Below are 19,077 nucleotides of genomic sequence, written 5' to 3' on the forward strand. Positions count from 1 at the left end.
GCGTTAAACTATTTTCTTGTATTTAATTCTATGCGGAGTAACATCGCCCAATCTTTTCTTGCGATTTTCCTCATAATCAGAATAATTTCCTTCGAAATAATAAACTTCAGAGTTTCCTTCAAAAGCTAAAATGTGCGTACAAATACGATCTAAAAACCATCTATCGTGACTAATTACAACTGCACAACCACCAAAGTTTTCTAAAGCTTCTTCCAAAGCACGTAATGTATTTACGTCAATATCATTCGTTGGCTCATCCAGTAATAACACATTAGCACCTTTTTTCAAAGTAATAGCTAAGTGAACGCGGTTTCTTTCTCCACCAGATAAAATACCTACTTTCTTTTGTTGATCGCCACCGTTAAAGTTGAACTTAGAAACATAAGCACGTCCACTTACAGCTTTATTACCTAACTGGATATTATCTAAACCATCCGTAATGTTTTCGTAAACTGTTTTATCAGCATCTAAATCATTATGCATTTGATCTACATAACCCAACGCAACAGTATCCCCAACTCTAAAAGTTCCTTTATCTGGCGTTTCTTGACCAGTAATTAAACGGAACAAAGTAGTTTTACCCGCACCATTCGGACCAATAATACCAACAATACCTGCAGGAGGTAAAGAGAAGTTTAAGTTTTCGAATAATATTTTATCGCCATACGCTTTTGTAACATCGGTAGCTTCTATAACTACATTACCCAATCGCGGACCAGCTGGGATAAATAATTCCAATTTATCTTCACGTTCTTTTCCATCTTCCGAAGCCAATTTATCGTAGTTTGCTAAACGTGCTTTAGATTTTGCATGTCGAGCTTTTGGTGCCATACGCACCCATTCTAACTCACGCTCTAATGCTTTCTGACGTTTGCCTTCTGTTTTATCTTCTTGTGCTAAACGTTTTGCTTTTTGCTCTAACCAAGTCGAATAATTCCCTTTCCATGGAATACCTTCACCTCTGTCTAATTCTAAAATCCAGCCTGCAACATTATCTAAGAAATACCTATCGTGAGTAACCGCGATAACCGTTCCTTTATAGTTTTGTAAAAATTGCTCTAACCAATCGATACTTTCCGCATCCAAGTGGTTGGTAGGCTCATCTAATAATAAAACATCTGGTTCTTGCAGCAATAAACGGCACATTGCCACACGTCTGCGCTCACCTCCAGAAAGTACACCAATTAAAGTTTCAGGCTCCGGACAACGTAAAGCATCCATCGCTCTTTCTAATTTGGTGTCTAATTCCCAAGCGTTAACAGCATCAATTTTATCTTGCAACTCACCTTGGCGAGCCATCAATTTATCCATTTTATCGGCATCAGAATAGTTTTCTTCTAAGCCGAAAGCTTCGTTAACTTCTTCGTATTCTTTAAGGATGGCAGTTACTTCTGCAACACCTTCCTCAACTACCTCACGTACCGTTTTGCTTTCATCTAAAATTGGCTCTTGCGCTAAATAACCAACGCTGTAACCTGCATTAAAAACTACTTCGCCCTGAAAAGATTTATCAAGCCCCGCTATAATTTTTAATAAAGATGATTTACCAGAACCGTTTAAACCAACAACGCCGATTTTTGCTCCGTAAAAGAAGGATAAGTAAATATTTTTTAAAACCTGTTTTTGTGGTGGATAGATTTTACTCACTCCAGCCATTGAAAAGATTATTTTCTCGTCTGACATAATGATTAGTATTTGTGCAAAGATGCTTAAAAGGAAAGAGAGTTGAAAGTTATTGGGGTTTAGTTATTCTATTTTGTCATCCAGAGCGCAGCGAAGGATCTCGGTTTTAGCTCGCCGCCGCTAAGGCTCGTAAATAGTTATGCGAATTGAACAGTTGTCTTATGCAATTTTGAACAATTTTCACTTAAACGTGTTAATCCTAAGTTCTATAATATGTATTTTTATTCTAGAATTTAAAATACACTTACAGTTCTAGTTCAAGCAATTTATCATGTCAAAAGCAAATCCTAATTTTTATGGTAAAATGCCTATCAATCGTAAATCATTGAGCGATTTATTACTCAAAGATAGTGCTTTTGAAGATGTACCACCAGATTGGTATGTGATTATTACAGATATTAAAGGGTCAACCTCGGCTGTATTGGGTGGTTCAAGCGAAGCTGTGAATTTTATAGCAACAGGAAGTATTGTAACCTTGCTTAATTTAGCATTCAAAGCCAAAATTTCTATTCCTTTTTTCTTTGGTGGTGATGGAGCAACTTTTATCGTACCTTCTATTTTAGCTGAACTCGCCGTGAAGAAACTATTAAGCTATAAAGATAATACGTTAAAGAATTTTGGACTTGATTTACGTGTAGGCACTGTGTCTTTGCAAATGTTATATGACCAAGGACATAAAGTAAAACTTAGCAAATTTGGGCTCACTGATTTCTTTTCAATTCCTGTGGTGTTGGGTGATGGGTTGAATTATGCAGAGCAAATTATTAAAAATGAAGATTACCAATTGGGACAAGAAGTAGATTTGTTAGAAGAATTGGATTTAGATGGGATGCAATGTAGGTGGGATAAAATTGGTCCTCCAGGCGAACTGAACGAAATTTTAACTTTATTGGTGGTGGCACCAAAAGTAGATAAACAAGCAAAAGCTTTTAGCGATGTTTTAAAGACAATTGATGAAATTTATGGAGTGGTTAAAAAAAGACAGCCAATAACCATAGAAAAACTAAAATTGAATTCAACCTTTGACCGTATTAAAACAGAAATGCGTAATAGAATTGGAAAGATTAAAATATTAGAATTGCTCCAAACTTGGTTTGCAACTTCTTTGGGTAAACTCTATTTTTTAACAGCACATGGCAAAAGATATCTCAATAGGTTAGTAGAAATGTCTGATACCTTGGTTATGGACGGTAAAATTAATACCGTCATCAGCGGGAGCGATGAACAGCGTGTAAAACTATTTAAAGTTTTGGATGAGCTAGAAACTGAAGGAGAGATTATTTACGGTTTTCATGTCAGCAATGCCTCAATTATGTCTTGTTATGTTAGAGATATGAAAGATGACCATATTCATTTTGTAGATGGAGCAGAAGGTGGGTATACAAAAGCTGCGGGGATATTGAAAGATAAACTTAAGTTGATCAAATAGAAATTTATATCCTTAGTGATTTGTAATCAGGAAACCACTTTCTCCTTCGGGATGCTACAAGACCGTATTGCGTTCTTGGGAATGGGTTGTGGTGTAAGGCGGTCGCGTCATTGCGAGGAACGAAGCAATCTCCTATTTGTCCGATAGCTATCGGAGGACGTGATGTATATAGTCGAAGTGGAAAATGTAGATAAAGTGCTCGTTTGCGGAGATGCCAACAAAAACAGTTATAAGACTGGATTATGTCTTTGTATCTAGTTTGTCTTTTTAATGCCCTTTTTATTAAAGAGACTTAATAAATCGTACTGTTCTTTTTCGCTTATTTCATCTATAGCTATTACAATACCAATGGATTTCTGAGTGCTAGAAATAAATATATTTTTCCCTACAATTTTATAATACTTGAAATAATCCCAATTATAAGTAGTTGTAAATTCAGGATTACTGATTAAAGCTAACTCTTCAGTTAATTTTATTGATGTTGGATATGGAATGTGTTTTAATATTTTATATTTTTTGTCTTTAAAGTAGTTTGCCTTGTAAGCAAATGAAACTCTTAATGTTGCTAAAGCATAAGTAATTAGAATGGCGCCAATGATTATTGTTGGATTGAAGTTATCTGCATTTGGATTGCCAGAAAAACTTTCAGAGATTAACATTGCGATTCCCAGTAAGGCAATTAATAACAAAAAAATTAATCCTTTTTTGCTCTTGTTTTTCCAGTCTTGTTGAGCAAGGTCAATACTTTTTTCTAAATTTCTTTCGATTGTAATATTCATTTAATGGTTGATTTGAATGTTAAATATATAACTATTTGGGAGTTTGTTTTCTTATACTTTCCCAACTTCTCTAAACCCGATAGCAACGGAAATACTTTTTTGGTTTTACTGACGAGAAAGATTGCTTCGTCGTTTCACTTCTCGCAATGACGATAGTGCTAGTAGTGGTTTTGCCAAAAAAAGATTGTAGTGAATAGCGGGGCTTGCTTTAATAGGTGTTAAGTATTTGCTTTTCGAAAAAATGTTTTGATTGGAATTTGGGATATGTTCGACAAGCTACCGGTATGGAGCAGGCAAGTAGTAGATAGCTTGAAGCGAGAAAGATTTCTCCGCTGCGGTCGAAATGACGGCCGACTTGTAGCTTAAAACCTGCAACTTTACCCATCTGCCATTATTACCTATTTATCCTACTAAAATTGTATATTTAGTCAGAAGATGGTAAGTTTTAGGAAATATCGTCATCCTAGACATCTTTATCCACCGAAATGGCGTAATTGTTGATAAAATATAAAAATTGGGAAGCTATATTTATAAAACTAATTTATAGTTTAGAGTCAACCCGATTACACACATATTATGGAAGCTAAATTTTCTCCACAAGTAAAAGACGTGATTTCTTTTAGCAGGGAAGAAGCCCTGAGATTAGGACACGATTATATAGGCGCAGAGCATTTGTTGTTGGGCCTTATTCGCGAAGGCGATGGTATGGCCATAAAGATTTTAAGATCATTAGGGGTTGATACTGCTAAACTTCGCCGCTCTATTGAAGAGGCTGTTCGCGGCACATCTAGCGTTACGGTTAATTTGGGTAATATCCCATTGACTAAACAGGCCGAAAAGGTTTTGAAGATTACCTATTTAGAAGCGAAAATATTTAAAAGCGATTTAATTGGTACGGAGCATTTGTTGTTGTCTATTTTAAGGGATGATGATAATATTGCATCGCAAATTTTATTGCAATACAGCGTTACCTACGAAATTTTTAAACAAGAGGTTGAGGTTAATAAAAACGGTTTTAGAGACGAAGCCCAAGGCGGCGGTACTGCTGGCGGCGGCGATGACGATTTTCAGGAAGAAGAAAGTTTTAGCGCACCTAAAAAAGTTTCAGACATTAAATCTAAAACTCCGGTATTAGATAATTTTGGTCGTGATTTAACACGTGCTGCTGAAGAAGGTCGTTTAGATCCAATTGTTGGTCGTGAGAAAGAGATTGAGCGTGTTTCGCAAATTTTATCACGTAGAAAGAAAAACAATCCAATTTTAATTGGTGAACCTGGTGTTGGTAAATCTGCCATTGCTGAAGGTTTAGCCTTGAGAATTGTACAACGCAAAGTTTCTCGTGTTTTATTTAACAAACGTGTAGTTACGTTAGACTTAGCTTCGTTGGTTGCGGGTACGAAATACCGCGGTCAGTTTGAGGAACGTATGAAAGCGGTAATGAACGAGTTAGAAAAAAGCACCGATGTGATTTTGTTTATTGATGAAATTCATACGATTGTTGGTGCTGGTGGCGCATCAGGTTCTTTAGATGCATCGAATATGTTTAAACCTGCATTGGCCAGAGGCGAAATACAATGTATTGGTGCTACAACTTTAGATGAATATCGTCAGTACATTGAAAAAGATGGTGCATTAGATCGTCGTTTCCAAAAGGTAATGATTGAGCCTGCTACGCCTGATGAAACCATTGAAATTTTAAATCGTATTAAAGAAAAATATGAGGAACATCATGGCGTTACGTACACAGATGAGGCAATAAATGCCTGTGTTGCGTTAACATCTAGATATATTACTGATCGCTTTTTACCAGATAAAGCTATTGATGCTTTGGACGAAGCAGGTTCGAGAGTGCATTTAACAAATATTCATGTTCCGGAAAATATCATCACTATTGAAAGTAAGATAGAGGATATTAAAATTGAAAAGAACAAAGTAGTTAAAAGTCAGAAATATGAGGAAGCTGCCAAATTGCGTGACACGGAGAAAAATCTGTTAGAGGAATTGGATCGTGCTAAGGCAGAATGGGAAGCTGAAACTAAAACGAAACGTTATGAAGTTACTGAAGATAATGTAGCTGAAGTGGTTTCGATGATGACTGGTATTCCGTTGCAACGTGTTGGACAAACTGATAGTGTGAAACTATTGAATATGTACGAAACTGTTGCGGAGAAAATTATTGGTCAGGATGAAGCGATTAAGAAATTAACTAAGGCGATACAACGTACAAGAGCTGGGTTAAAAGATCCTAAAAAACCAATTGGTTCATTTATTTTCTTAGGTCCAACGGGTGTTGGTAAAACTGAGTTGGCAAAAGAACTAGCTCGTTTTATGTTTGATAGCGATGATTCGCTAATTCAAATTGACATGAGTGAGTATATGGAGAAATTCGCTGTATCTCGTTTAGTTGGAGCGCCTCCGGGTTATGTTGGTTACGAAGAAGGTGGTCAGTTAACTGAGAAAGTTAGAAGAAAACCGTATGCTGTTATTTTATTAGATGAGATTGAAAAAGCGCATCCTGATGTATTTAATATCTTGTTACAAGTTTTAGATGAAGGTCAGTTGACGGATAGTTTAGGTAGAAAAGTAGATTTTAGAAATACAATTATCATCATGACATCTAACATTGGTGCTCGCCAATTGAAAGATTTTGGTCAAGGTGTTGGTTTCTCTACTTCTGCAAAAACTAATCAGACTGATGCAAATAGCCGTGGTGTAATTGAAAATGCTTTAAAACGTGCTTTTGCTCCTGAGTTTTTAAACAGGGTGGATGATGTGGTTGTGTTTAACAGCTTGGGTAAAGACGAAATCTTTAAAATTATTGATATTGAATTGAAATCTTTATTTGGTCGTGTACATAACTTAGGTTACGAAGTGAAGTTGACTGATGGTGCTAAAGATTTTATTGCAGATAAAGGTTTTGATATTGCTTTTGGTGCTCGCCCGTTGAAAAGAGCTATTCAGAAATATTTGGAGGATCCAATTGCTGAAGAAATCTTGAAAGGAGAAATCCATGATGGTGATACTTTAGAAATTGATTACGACAAAGAGAAAGAAGAAATTACAGTTGCTCATAAAAGCAATGGTAAGAAAAAGAAAAAAGAAGAGGGGGCTTAATCCCTAAATCGCTCCGATGTAAAAACGGAGAAAGCTCTAAAGGGGTATCTAAGTTTATTAAAAAGCCCGAGGTAAATTTTACTTCGGGCTTTTTGTTACAAAGCATTTCTTATAACAAAAAACAATTCTTTTTATATTTGGGTTTAATTGATAGCCGTAACCTCATTCGTAATGTTAAAATTTGTCATTATATTTTTAGTTGTTTGTGGAATGTCTATTTCAGCAAAGGCTATAGATGGCTGTGTGAGCAACACAGATCAAAGTAAGATATATACAACCAAATCAGGTTCAAAATATAAAACTACTCCATTTACCTTATTAGGCGCAGGATGTACATGGATTTTCACGAGCGGAACTTGTAAAATATCACCTAATATATCTGGAAAATTAGCTTTTCCTACCGTTCAGAGTTGCCCTATAGATGATTATGTTTGGGTAATTTTGCTGTTTTTCGGAGCATTAGGTTTTGTTCATGTTCGTAAGAGAAACGTGATTTAGATTAATTTCTATAAAACTTCATAATAGTTCTCTAAAGCTTTTCTTTTTAAGTCAGACAATATAATTATAATGGTAATTTAATTAAAAAGAAATTGTATTTTAGTAGTGTTATAATTTAACCTTTTTTGGACTACGCACATTGCCCCAGCCAAAAGAAAATAGATTTATTATAACCAGTTTTATGTTAAAAGTTTTAGTTGCCTTTTTGTTATTCTTTTTAGTTTCATCTTCTGTTAATGCAGCAAGTGGATGCATTGATGCGGCTAGGACAACAATCTATACTTCTTTTCAGAGTGGACAAGGATATTGGCGGAGCAATTCGGGCGTACCTTCAACAGGGGGGTGTTTTTATGTTTATACAGGAGCTGTTTGTAGCATTGGTTCAGCTGGCACAAATAATGGGTTTTTAGGAGACACAACTGATCCACAACAATGCCCAATAGATGATTATGTTTGGATAATGGTAGCCTTAGTTGGAGGTTTAGGCTATTTTATTGTTCGTAAACAAAATGCATTTGCAATAGGTAAATAATATTACCTAATCAATATAGTTTAGCAAAGCTTTATAATAGTTCTCCAAAGCTTTTTCTTCAGTATTTAAAAAAAGAAAAGGTTCAATTAACTCCAATTCCATTAATAAAAACTCGTTGTTTACTAGTGCGCCATCAACTCGGGCATACAAACACCCTTTTGCAAATTGATTTATATAGTGTTGTGCAGTTGCTATTAAATGTTGTGGCGGGTTTTGAGGGTGAATTGTTCCACCAAAAGAATGTTGAACTCTAAAATCTCCTGCTTTTGCTTTTTTCAATAAAGCATGACTAAATTTTCCTCCAAAAAATAGGAAAGACCATTCGCCGTTTTCTTCTATTTCAGTTAAAAATGGTTGAAGAATAAAATCTTCTTCTTGTAGTAATATATTGAGTTTTAGGTTTATTTCTTCGGCAGTTGCTACGGTAACTTTAAATGTGTTTTTAGAACCACCACTAACTGCTGGTTTAACAATAATTTTATCTGTGTTTAGCTTTTCAAAGTAATCTTGTAAATTAATTTTTTCACCTTTATTAAGAAAAATACTTTGAGTTACTTTTAATCCAGCTTTTTCAATATCATGTAAATAATGTTTGTCGGCATTCCATTTTACAATATCAATTGGATTTAAAAGTTTAATGTTTTTGCTTTCTAAATCCGATAGCCAAGTATAAAAATCTGTTATTAAATCAAAATAATCCCAAGGAGATTTTAAAATAGCTAAATCATAGTTTTCCCAATTAACTTGAGGATCGTTCCAAATTACTTTTTCAATCTTCAAGTTTTTTGATTTGAGAAATTTTAAAAGTGAATCATCTTCATTTTCTGTAGTTGGAGAGGAGTAAGCACCTTTATCCTGATAAGTTACGAGGGCAATATTCATGTTATTGGTTTGAAATTCGAAGGTAAGAAATGAAAATCTTAAAATAAATTTAATTGAGCACTTGGTATGCGGAATAGAGACCTGTCTAATTCAATGTTTTCAATATTTAAACCATTCAATCGGCAATGCAATTTGAACGTGTTTCTAATCATTTCGGCAAAATTACCTTCGCCACTCATTCGAGTTCCAAAACGACTATCGTTTACATTTCCGTTATGACAATTTTGTATCATGTGCCACACTTTATCAAAGCGATCTGGAAAATTTTTGCGTAGCCAGTCTTCAAATATTTTATTAATTGCACCATTTAATCTAACTACAGTATAACCAGCACGTTTGGCGCCATTAGCTGCACTTGCTTTTAAAATAGCTGGCATTTCGTAATCATTTAATCCTGGAATCATTGGTGCTGCCATTACGCCAGTAGGCAAACCAACTTTACTTAGTTCTTCAATAATTTTTAATCGTTGTTTGGCAGTAGTTGTTCTGGGTTCGAGTTTTAACCTTAATTTTTCGTCTAAACTAGTAATGGAAACATATACCATGGCTAATTTTAGCTTTGCCATTTCTTGCAAAATATCTAAATCTCTTAAAATCAAAGCATTTTTGGTAATCATAGCGATGGGTTGCTTGTACGCCAAAGCAATTTCTAACAGCTGACGAGTGAGTTTAAATTTTCGCTCTGCGGGCTGGTAACAATCGGTATTACCAGATAAAGATATGGGACAAGCATCCCAAGTTTTCCGTTCTAAAAATTTCTTGAAAAGCTCAGGCGCATCTTTTTTAACAATGATTTTCCGTTCAAAATCTAAGCCCGCACTAAAACCCCAATATTCATGAGAATTACGAGCATAGCAATAAATACAACCATGTTCGCATCCCTGATAAGGATTTAAAGAATAAGCCATTCCAACATCAGGACTATCAACTTTGTTTACTACAGATTTTGATTTTCCTATAATGAAAGTTGTTTTAGTATTTGGCTCTTCCCAATCATCAATGCCCTCTGGATGTTCTTTTGCTAAAGAATTTTTAAGAAATTTATTGGATGTGTTGAACTGTGCACCACGTCCGTTTACATAATTATCTTGATTTTCTTCTGGCTTAATCATGATTAAAATTACTAATATTTTTAGTAATTTTTAAATCTATGTTATCAACAAAATGTTTATTATTTAATACGACCGTTTTCGTTTTCTAAAGCAGAATTCCTTACTCTAGGACCTTTTGCTTTACTATCTGCAAACTTGTAAGTAAAGTTTAATTTAATCTGACGGGTTTCATAATAACCGTAGCTCTTCATGCGAAAATCATCAAAATTTTGAGCGGAATAGAACTTATTTCCCTTGTAGATATCTGTAAACGCTAATCTCAGTGTTGCGCTATTATTCATGAAATTCCTTTGTAAACCTAAATCTATTTGACTTGTAGGTTTCACAATTTCGTTGCCGCCAATTAGTCTTTTAGAATTTAAAAACCCTAACACTTCACCAGTTATTTTGTAGGGCATTTTAAATCGTTGTTGAATATTTAATCTGCCTGCAAACTGTTTTAAGTTTAAATTTCTGTATTTATCAAAAGAGATTTTATTTTGAATATGATAAATTGTACCATTAAAGGTAATATCCCACCATTTTGTAGGATTATATAATTGAGTTATTGAAAGCGAAATGTTTTGTTGGGTACCGAGATTTCTAGGGATCATTACAATACTAGTTTTAGCTACTGTATCTGTAATACTTGCACTATATTGATTGGTATGAGAAAAATTTAAACCTATAATTGTATTGCTTTTAAAAACATATTGAAGTGTAAAACGATGGCTTAGTTGAGGTTTTAAAAATGGATTTCCTTGCCAAAAAGAAAGCTCATCTAATAAATATACAAATGGATTTAAGTCGTTATAAGCAGGCCTATCTATTCTTCTTGAATAGCCAAATGAGAAATTATGATTTTCTGATGGTTTAACAGAAACACTAAAAGATGGAAATAGGTTTGTGTAATTTCTCTTGATATTTTCTAGAGAATCTTTTCCGTTTATTTTAAAAGCCAATTCACCTTCTGAAGCAGAATTCTCTACTCTTAAACCACCTTGTACAACCCATTTACCAAATGTCTTTTTATAATTGGCATAAACACTAGCAATGTTTTCATCAAACTTAAATGTATTAGATCTACGTTCATCAAATACTTCATTTGTATTAAATACTTGAAAAAACCTTGAATTATTATTGGTTTCAATTGCAGAATATTTTATGCCAGTTTCTAACTTCCCTTTCCAGAGATTTGTGGTGTAATCTGCTTTGATAGCTTTTAAATATATTTTAGCTCCGTTTAAAGTTCTGTAATAGTTTTCTTTTGTAACCGAATTATGGGTCGAATAAATGTTAGATTGAAGATTGCCTGCACTTTTTTCATAGAAACCATAGTCGGCATCGATATTGATGATTTTTCCTAAAGTATCTTCGTATTTGTAATTTAAATTAACATTATAACGCTCTGTATTCTGATGGTAATAATCATTAATAGCATTTAATGTTTGATCTATATTGGAAGAGTTGGGCAAACCAATATCGGTCTTAGTATCTGTAATGCCACCACCAAAAATGAAATTTCCATTCACTAAAATGCCTAAAGTATTTTTATAATCAATTGTATAATCTACACCTAAGCGAGCACCCATTTTCTTTCGCTTATCTACATCATCAGTAAAGCTATCGTAAGTTTTGCCATTCTGAATTCTATCAGAACCATATAAGTAAGAGTAATAACCAAAGAAGTGATTATAACTGCCATAAACATTGATTTTATTGTTCCTGTAATTGAAAGATAAATCTTGATTTTGTCTTAGATATGCTCCATAAGAAATTCCAGCAGTTGTTGTTCCGTTAAAACCTTGAATTTGTGATTTTAGTGTTTTGATGTTAATAATTCCTGAAGATCCTGCAGCATCATATTTAGCTGTTGGGCTATTGATAATTTCTATAGACTTGATACCTGATGCTGGCATTGATCTTAATAAATCAACTATTTCTTTACTAGATAAATAAGTTTGTTTTCCATCTAATAAAATCATTGCACCTTGTTTGCCATTTAATGCAATTGAATTATTATTGTCGATGAAAATTCCTGGCGCATTTTTTAAAGCATCTAGTGCATTTCCACCTTGTGCAGTTAAACTTTTTGAAACATTATAGGTGATACTATTCGCATCTACTTCAATTAAATTTTGCTTAGCCTGTACTACAACTTCATTTAATGTTTGCGAGCTAGCTCTGAGATAAATTGTGCCGAAATCTTTGTTATCAAGCTCGAAAGTAGCTTTGTAAGCCGCAAAACCAGTATGTTTTATAATGAGTTGATACGAGCCTTTTACATCGAAATTTAATTCAAATAATCCATTAGCATTGGAAACAGTTTTTGTTACTTCTTTATTTTCTGAATTTAGGAGAGAAACAGTTGCATTAGCTATTGTTTGTTGAGCTTCATTTAAAATTTTGCCATTTATTTTGAAAGAAGATGTTTGGGCAAGCAAAGTGAAATTTGTTATCAAAAAGACAAAAACGAAAAGTATAATTCTAAAAACGTGCATCTACTAATTAATATATCTTACACTAAAATGCAATTTAAATTATAAAATATTGAATTGTAACTATAATGCTGTAATAGTTAGGGTATTGGCGAACGTTTGGCCAAAGGAATATAATCCATTGGCACCATATCGGCTACTTTTTCATACGCCCAAAAACCTTCAAATAATAATGAACGGGCATCTAAAATTCCTCCACCTTCATAAAAACGAATTGGACCATCGGTAAGTTTAGCTACAGATAGTTCGTAATCTGGAATGTACAGCGGTCTGAAAACCCAAAACCCAGAATTAGAATATTCGGTAGATTCTCTTTCTTTGGTATACATTACGCATAAAGCATTGGTGTAATCTAAGAATTTTAAATCTTTATTGTAGTAATGCACTAGGGTGTCTGGCAGTACTTCGGCATTGTTAAATTTATCTATATATTTTGGCAATGCTTGCTGTTTTTGCCAATAGGCTAATAATGAAGTATCAATTTTTGCAGCGGTTTTCCGTATTCCAGTTTTTCCTGGCGGATTTTTAAGCGCCATCATATTTTTATAAATTATACTATCAGGAGCTCGGTTTTGGTTAGGGATTTTTATGATTTTGTGGATAATAAAACCTTCTTCTCGGCTCGTGCCTTTGTAAAGCGATTTAAAAAAATGTTGAGCAGAACCGTAGTAGGCAATCTCTCTCAATTCTATATATTTCTTCTTTTTTGCATTGGATGCTTTTAATTCTTCGAAGAAAGGTTTGCCGGAATAATAAATAATGTTTGTACGACTGTTGTATTCAAAATAATCGAGCATGTATTTTATTCGGTAGCCAAGTGCTTTGTTTTCTACAATTAAAAATTCATCAGTTTTAACGGTTAATGTACTTCTTGTAATATCATAATCAACTCTTAACACTTGCGGATTTAGTATTTTACACAGCTTCGCATTAGGTGTTTTTCCAATAAAATACTGTTTAAACTGATTGATATATTTTTGCCTATTGGGATCAACCCGAATTACCACTTCATTTAGCATCACTGCATTTTCTTTTAATACAAATTCTACTTGAACCGATTTGTCAGAAATGATAATGTTTTTGGAGAAGGGAAGATAGCCCATCATTTGAACTAAAATATCGTAGCTACCAGGTTTTAAATTTGGAAGTCTAAATTTTCCATCCGCATCTGTAGCGGTAGCAATTTTATAACCACTCACATACACACCCGCTCCAGGCAACGTTTCTTTTTTGTCTTTAACTATACCTGTTATCGAAAATGTATTTTGAGAAAAGCCTTGAATGCTCGAAAATAAAATAAGACAAAACAGCGAGAGCACTCTAAACATGGCAACTAATGTAGTAAATCGACCAAATATTAGTGAATAATGAATGAAAATTTAACGTTTTTAACATTTGCTATTTCTTAGTAGTAGGGATATAATCCATCGGGACTAAATCTGCAACTTTTTCATACGCCCAAAAACCTTTATAAAGTAAACTTCTGGGATCAAATATTCCTCCATTTGCATAGAAACTAACTGGCGGTTCTAATATATCAATCACAGAAATTTGATAATTGGTTAAATCTGGCGGACGAGTTTGTTTAAATCCTGAACTATTAAATGCAGGTGATTCACGCTCGTTTTTGTAAATAATATATAAAGCATCCGTATAATTCATCGTTTTTAAATCTGTATTAAACGATTTTACTAAAGTATCTATCAAAACATCATTTCGGTTTAGAATATTTACTTCTTTAGGTTCTTTTCGTTGTTTCAACCAATAAGATAATGAATCCGCTCCATTGAAGGTAAGAACTTGAGTTAAACCATTTGGCCCACTAGTTAATCTTTTAATACTTGCGTTAATTAAGCTATCTGGTTTTCTGGCTGGATTAGGAATTGCACTTATTTTATTAATTACAAAACCTTCTTCGGTAACTTTATTAGCATATAATGATTTGAAAAAATGTTGAATAGAACCATTATAGGCGATTTCTCTATTTTTTAACCACTTTTTTTGTTTAACACTTCCACCTTTAAGCTCTTCAAAAGATGAAAGACCTGCATAATAAAAGATTTTAGTTCTATAATTAAATTCAAAGTTTTTTAATAAATATTTGATGCGATAACCCAGCGCTTTGTTTTCAATTAGTAGAAAATCACTGGCTCGTATGGTTAATAGGCTATTTGGAATATCATCATCGAAATTTAAAACATTGGTGTTTAATATTTCACATTCATTAGCATTTGAAGTTTTTCCTATAAAAAAATCTTTAAACAGAGCGATGTAGTATGCTCTATTTGGATCTGGTTTAATCACTACTTCTTTAAGTAAAGTTGCATTCTCAATGAGTAAAACTTCAAAATTTATAGATTTATCAGATACGATAATATTTTTTGAATAGGGAAGATAGCCTATCATTTGCACTAAGATATCGTAATTACCAGGAGCAAGTTTTGGTAATATAAATTTACCTTCATTATTGGTTACCGTAGCAATTTTATAACCACTCACATAAACTGCAGCACCCGGTAATGTTTCTTTTTTATCCTTAACAATTCCACTAATGGAATATGTGTTTTGAGCAAAAGTATACATGCTAAAACAAGCGATTAATATAAAATTTAACAGCAGCTTTTTAACCATGCAGTAAATTTAACTAAATAATTAGGTGTTCGAAAATAAAATAAATGTGACATACCGTTTAAAGGGTAGTTTTTTAATTATATTTTTTATGTATGTTTATATACCTATTTGCCTAGTTTATATGAAGGATACCTTAACTTGCATTATTGTTGATGATGATGATTTAGATAGGATTGCCGTTGAATCTGAGCTAACTGCATTCGAAAGAATAAAAATTTTAGGCAGTTATACCAACCCGATTGAGGCAATAAATAGCATTAATGCACTCAAACCTGATGTGCTATTTTTGGATATTGATATGCCAGAAATAAACGGAATAGATTTCGTTAAATCTATTAGTAATTTAGATACTATTAATGTATTTATAACTTCTCATCCAGAATTTGCTTTACAGGGTTTTCAATTAAAAGTATTCGATTTTATTTTAAAACCTTTAGAAACTGATCGCTTTGAGAGCTGTATCCATAGAATTTTTGACTTTGTTAAGCTTAAAAGCAAAGCTGAAGCTTACGACGTGCTTTTTGATAATGAAAAGATCATTTTTAAAGAAGGCCATACGGTAGTAAATCTAAATGCAAATGAGGTAATTTATTTAGAAGCGTATGGCGATTACACCAAAATAGTCACCGAAAAGAAATCGCATCTCACTTTAGCCACACTTTCCAATTTTTTAGAATCATTACCTGCCGAAAAATTTATGCGCATTCATCGCAGTTATGTAGTTGCTGTTAATAAAGTGAAAAGCTTAGGTGCAAAAAATATTGATATGGGAATTAGTGCAATCCCCATTGGGAAAACATATTTAAAAGAAGCTAAACAACTACTTAAACTTAATTAAGATGCATCTAAAAGCGCTTTCATTTTTACTTTTAACTTTTGTTTCAATTACTTGTTTTGCACAAAATGATGCACATTATAAACAACTTGTAGAAAAGAAAAATGCTTGTGCAGCCATTTTAGCCTCGTTTACTGGTAAAGCAGAAACCTTTGATGAATTGATTAAACAGGGGAATGAAGGACTTAAAATCTCTAAAGAAAAAGATAATGAGTTTAAATTCATTTTTAATAGTGCAGTGGCTACTGGTTATTACTATAAACAAGATTTTAAATCTGCCAAATTGTACTTTGAAAATGCTTACGATGAAGCTAAAAAAGCGAATTTAACAGAAAAAAGTCTAAAACCACTTGGCAACTTAATTTCTATATATCATTACTTAGGCTTGCAAAGCAAAGCTGATTCTGCAGCGAATAAGCTAAAGAAAATTGCCGAATCTACTGATACTTTAAAAAACAAAGGCATTGTCTATTATAATTTAGGACTGTACAATCAGCAACAAAAATTTTATTACAGTATTGCTCTCGATAACTTTTTAAAAAGTGCAGGACTTCAGAAACCAATTGCTGATACCACAAAAATTCTGAAAACAAAGTTAGATTACGGGAACACTTTAATGATGGTTTCTGAAATCTATCTCCAACTGGAACAACCTAATAAAGCACTAGAATACTTAAATGAAGGTAAGCCGTATTTGAATTTATCGAAAGTGGTGGATGTAGTAGCTTATGGAAAATTTATAAGAAGTTATGTTTTGTTGAATAATAAGCAAGAAGCTTTAAAATATTATAACTTATTGCATGAAGTTGCTGGGAAAACCCAAGATAAATGGTCGGAATTAGTTTCTTCCAATTTAGAGTTAGCTACTTTATTCCTAAAAGAAAAGGATTTTAAAATAGCCAAATCCTATATTGATAAGGCAGATAAGCAATCAAAATTAGACAACGCAGAAATTTTAACTTCATCAGTTAATTTGGCTTATGGAGATTATTATAAAGCTTTAAAAGATTATGCACAGGCTAGCAAATATTATAAACTTGCCGAACATGGATCTTCAATTTATAGTAAGGAACAATATTCAGATCTCTTAAAATCACTTACAGACGTTGAAATTTTATCAGGTAATCCTGAAGCCAGTACTTATTTTAATAAATATCTAATAGTTTCTGATTCGCTTAATCAACGTAAAATATCATTGAACTTGGCAGAAATGGAAGCCAAATTTCAGAATACATTTAAGCAACAGAAAATTGGAGTGCTTAATAAAGAGAATGAGGATAAAAATGAACAGCTGATAGAAGAAAAAAGAACGAGATGGTTTTTAATTGGCGGAGCTTTTTTATTATGTATAGCGCTATTGTCAATTTATTTAAACTTTAGAAATAAGCAAAAAGCAAACTTATTGCTCGATAAGAAAAATCAAGAACTTGATGTTTTAAATGAACAATTAAATGGTGCAAATCAAACCAAAGCAAAATTGTTCAGCATTATTTCTCACGATTTGCGAAGCCCAGTAAGCCAACTATTTACTTTTTTAAAACTACAACAACAAAACCCAGATTACATTTCTGAGGAAGAAAAAAATAAGCATCAAAAGAAACTAATGCAATCGGCTACCAGTCTTTTATCAACTATGGAAGATTTATTGCTCTGGTCTAAGAGCCAAATGGAGCATTTTGAATTGGATATCGAGACGATAGATATTCAACAATTATTTGATGAGACTAAGTTGTTAATGCAAAATCAGGCAGATGCTAAAAACGTTGAAATTACTACAGAGAATTTGGAGTTGAAAACTTTGCAAAGCGATGAAAACCTGCTTGTTATCGTACTGCGAAATTTAATGCAAAATGCCATTAACCATGCGCATTCAAATACTCAAATTCTATTAAATGCTGGTCTTAATGCTGAAAAGAAATCTTATATCTCTATTGTAAACCAAGGAGAAGTAATCTCACCAGAAAAAATTGAGGAGCTTTTAAATAATCAAAATGTGAAAAGTAAAACATCAGGCTATGGTTTACTAATTGTTAAAGAATTAGCGTTAAAAATTAATGCTGAATTAAATATTAGTAGCACTCTTGAAAAAGGCACTGAAATTGCATTAATTTTTAACAAGAGTTGAATTGATTAATCGAAAATCATTGTTAGCTCTATCATAAGGAAATGATCTGAAATGATCCTCATCTTCGGTAATGCTAGGAGTAGTACCAGAAAACTGTTTAAAATCGCGAATTAAATGCATATGATCAAAATAGCCGCAGTGAAAAGCTATTTTATTCCACGACATATTTGGATGCTGTTCTTTTGCTTTATAAGCATTAGAAAACCGAATTAATCGACCAAACATTCTAGGCGATACGCCAATTTTATAATTACATTGTCTTTCAAACTGACGTAAACTTAAACAAGAAAGCGAAGCAGTTTCTTCAATAGATAGCTTACCGCTCGATTGAATAAAAGTATTGATTGCTTTATCAAAAGGTGAAGGCATTTTCAATTTACTCAATCGCTCTTTAAGAAAAGATTGAATAATATGATTTTGCATAGCAGCAGTAGATGTTTCTGCTAAACGTTCAGTTAGTGTGTTTGTATAACTGCCTAAAAATAGTTTAGCATCATAACAATTATTAAGCAGCTCATTTTGAGGCACATTCCCCATTAAACTGTTCCAGCCAATTGGTTTAAACTGTACGCAAACTGCCCTATGTTTCTGCCCTAAATTCATTATGGTTGAAAATAAATGGAAGCTCGCAAAAATTGCATTATCCCTTTCTATTCGCTGCCCTTTTTCAATAACACTAATCTTATCATCTAGTATAAAGCATAAACAAGATCTATAATCTGGAACAATAGTTATTTCTTTTACGAAATCTTCATTCAAATTAAGATTCACAATAATAATGTTTTCTATATAGTGTTGCAGACTAGGCTCAGGTAAGAAATAGGTAAATCCCATACTATAAAATGCATAAAGCTTAAGATGTTTATAACCATTAAGTTAAGGTATTTTAAGATAAAGCCAAAACTTGTATTTAAAATAAAACCTGCTTACTCAATGTTGTCGTGTTTGTACTATGCGTAGGTTCAATTCATAGCTAAATT

General features: G+C 33.0%; 14 protein-coding genes. 6 read left to right on the forward strand and 8 right to left on the reverse strand.

Features of this window, described 5'->3' with window-relative positions:
* Positions 1 to 3: 3 nt before the first annotated feature.
* Positions 4 to 1,683 carry an energy-dependent translational throttle protein EttA gene (gene ettA, locus GM921_RS17280; RefSeq protein WP_182923870.1) on the reverse strand — a complete coding sequence of 560 codons (1,680 nt, stop codon included), beginning with the start codon at positions 1,681 to 1,683 and terminating at the stop codon, positions 4 to 6.
* A 271-nt stretch (positions 1,684 to 1,954) separates the two neighbouring features.
* Between ettA and GM921_RS17285 the strand changes: the two genes are divergently transcribed.
* Complete coding sequence (locus GM921_RS17285; protein WP_182923871.1) at positions 1,955 to 3,112, forward strand: DUF3095 family protein; 1,158 nt, start codon at positions 1,955 to 1,957, stop codon at positions 3,110 to 3,112.
* Between the two features lie 254 nt (positions 3,113 to 3,366).
* Here GM921_RS17285 and GM921_RS17290 read toward each other — a convergent pair whose 3' ends face one another.
* Complete coding sequence (locus GM921_RS17290) at positions 3,367 to 3,891, reverse strand: hypothetical protein (RefSeq protein WP_182923872.1); 525 nt, start codon at positions 3,889 to 3,891, stop codon at positions 3,367 to 3,369.
* A 576-nt stretch (positions 3,892 to 4,467) separates the two neighbouring features.
* Here GM921_RS17290 and GM921_RS17295 point away from each other — a divergent pair.
* The 3 genes from GM921_RS17295 to GM921_RS17305 all read left to right on the forward strand — a co-directional run bounded on the left by GM921_RS17295 (position 4,468) and on the right by GM921_RS17305 (position 8,035).
* On the forward strand, positions 4,468 to 7,005 hold the full coding sequence (locus GM921_RS17295) for an ATP-dependent Clp protease ATP-binding subunit (protein ID WP_182923873.1): 2,538 nt from the start codon (positions 4,468 to 4,470) through the stop codon (positions 7,003 to 7,005).
* Positions 7,006 to 7,215: 210 nt separating this feature from the next.
* Complete coding sequence (locus GM921_RS17300; protein ID WP_182923874.1) at positions 7,216 to 7,503, forward strand: hypothetical protein; 288 nt, start codon at positions 7,216 to 7,218, stop codon at positions 7,501 to 7,503.
* Between the two features lie 181 nt (positions 7,504 to 7,684).
* Positions 7,685 to 8,035 (forward strand): hypothetical protein, encoded by a 351-nt coding sequence (locus tag GM921_RS17305; RefSeq protein ID WP_182923875.1) that lies wholly within the window; start codon positions 7,685 to 7,687, stop codon positions 8,033 to 8,035.
* 6 nt (positions 8,036 to 8,041) lie between these two features.
* Here GM921_RS17305 and GM921_RS17310 read toward each other — a convergent pair whose 3' ends face one another.
* The 5 genes from GM921_RS17310 to GM921_RS17330 form a co-directional block, all read right to left on the reverse strand.
* Positions 8,042 to 8,917, reverse strand: coding sequence for an ATP-grasp domain-containing protein (locus GM921_RS17310; RefSeq protein ID WP_182923876.1), 876 nt, complete (start codon positions 8,915 to 8,917; stop codon positions 8,042 to 8,044).
* Between the two features lie 38 nt (positions 8,918 to 8,955).
* A complete protein-coding gene (locus GM921_RS17315; RefSeq protein ID WP_182923877.1) occupies positions 8,956 to 10,029 on the reverse strand; it encodes a PA0069 family radical SAM protein in 1,074 nt (357 codons plus the stop codon).
* A gap of 59 nt (positions 10,030 to 10,088) precedes the next feature.
* Entirely contained in the window at positions 10,089 to 12,452 is a 2,364-nt protein-coding gene (locus tag GM921_RS17320; protein ID WP_182923878.1) for a TonB-dependent receptor domain-containing protein, read from the reverse strand.
* 134 nt (positions 12,453 to 12,586) lie between these two features.
* Positions 12,587 to 13,834 (reverse strand): carboxypeptidase-like regulatory domain-containing protein, encoded by a 1,248-nt coding sequence (locus GM921_RS17325; protein ID WP_182923879.1) that lies wholly within the window; start codon positions 13,832 to 13,834, stop codon positions 12,587 to 12,589.
* Positions 13,835 to 13,904: 70 nt separating this feature from the next.
* Positions 13,905 to 15,089: a carboxypeptidase-like regulatory domain-containing protein gene (locus tag GM921_RS17330; protein ID WP_235969856.1), complete on the reverse strand. Its 1,185-nt coding sequence runs from the start codon at positions 15,087 to 15,089 to the stop codon at positions 13,905 to 13,907.
* Positions 15,090 to 15,258: 169 nt separating this feature from the next.
* Here GM921_RS17330 and GM921_RS17335 point away from each other — a divergent pair, with 169 nt between their 5' ends.
* On the forward strand, positions 15,259 to 15,975 hold the full coding sequence (locus GM921_RS17335) for a LytR/AlgR family response regulator transcription factor (protein WP_182923881.1): 717 nt from the start codon (positions 15,259 to 15,261) through the stop codon (positions 15,973 to 15,975).
* A 1-nt stretch (position 15,976) separates the two neighbouring features.
* Positions 15,977 to 18,097 carry a tetratricopeptide repeat-containing sensor histidine kinase gene (locus GM921_RS17340; RefSeq protein WP_182923882.1) on the forward strand — a complete coding sequence of 707 codons (2,121 nt, stop codon included), beginning with the start codon at positions 15,977 to 15,979 and terminating at the stop codon, positions 18,095 to 18,097.
* Here the strand turns inward: GM921_RS17340 and GM921_RS17345 are convergent.
* Positions 18,077 to 18,931: a helix-turn-helix domain-containing protein gene (locus tag GM921_RS17345; protein ID WP_182923883.1), complete on the reverse strand. Its 855-nt coding sequence runs from the start codon at positions 18,929 to 18,931 to the stop codon at positions 18,077 to 18,079. The two genes, GM921_RS17340 and GM921_RS17345, sit on opposite strands and share 21 nt — an antisense overlap.
* Positions 18,932 to 19,077: the final 146 nt, after the last annotated feature.

Source organism: Pedobacter planticolens, from assembly GCF_014172375.1.
In the GTDB taxonomy this organism is placed as follows: Bacteria; Bacteroidota; Bacteroidia; order Sphingobacteriales; family Sphingobacteriaceae; genus Pedobacter; species Pedobacter planticolens.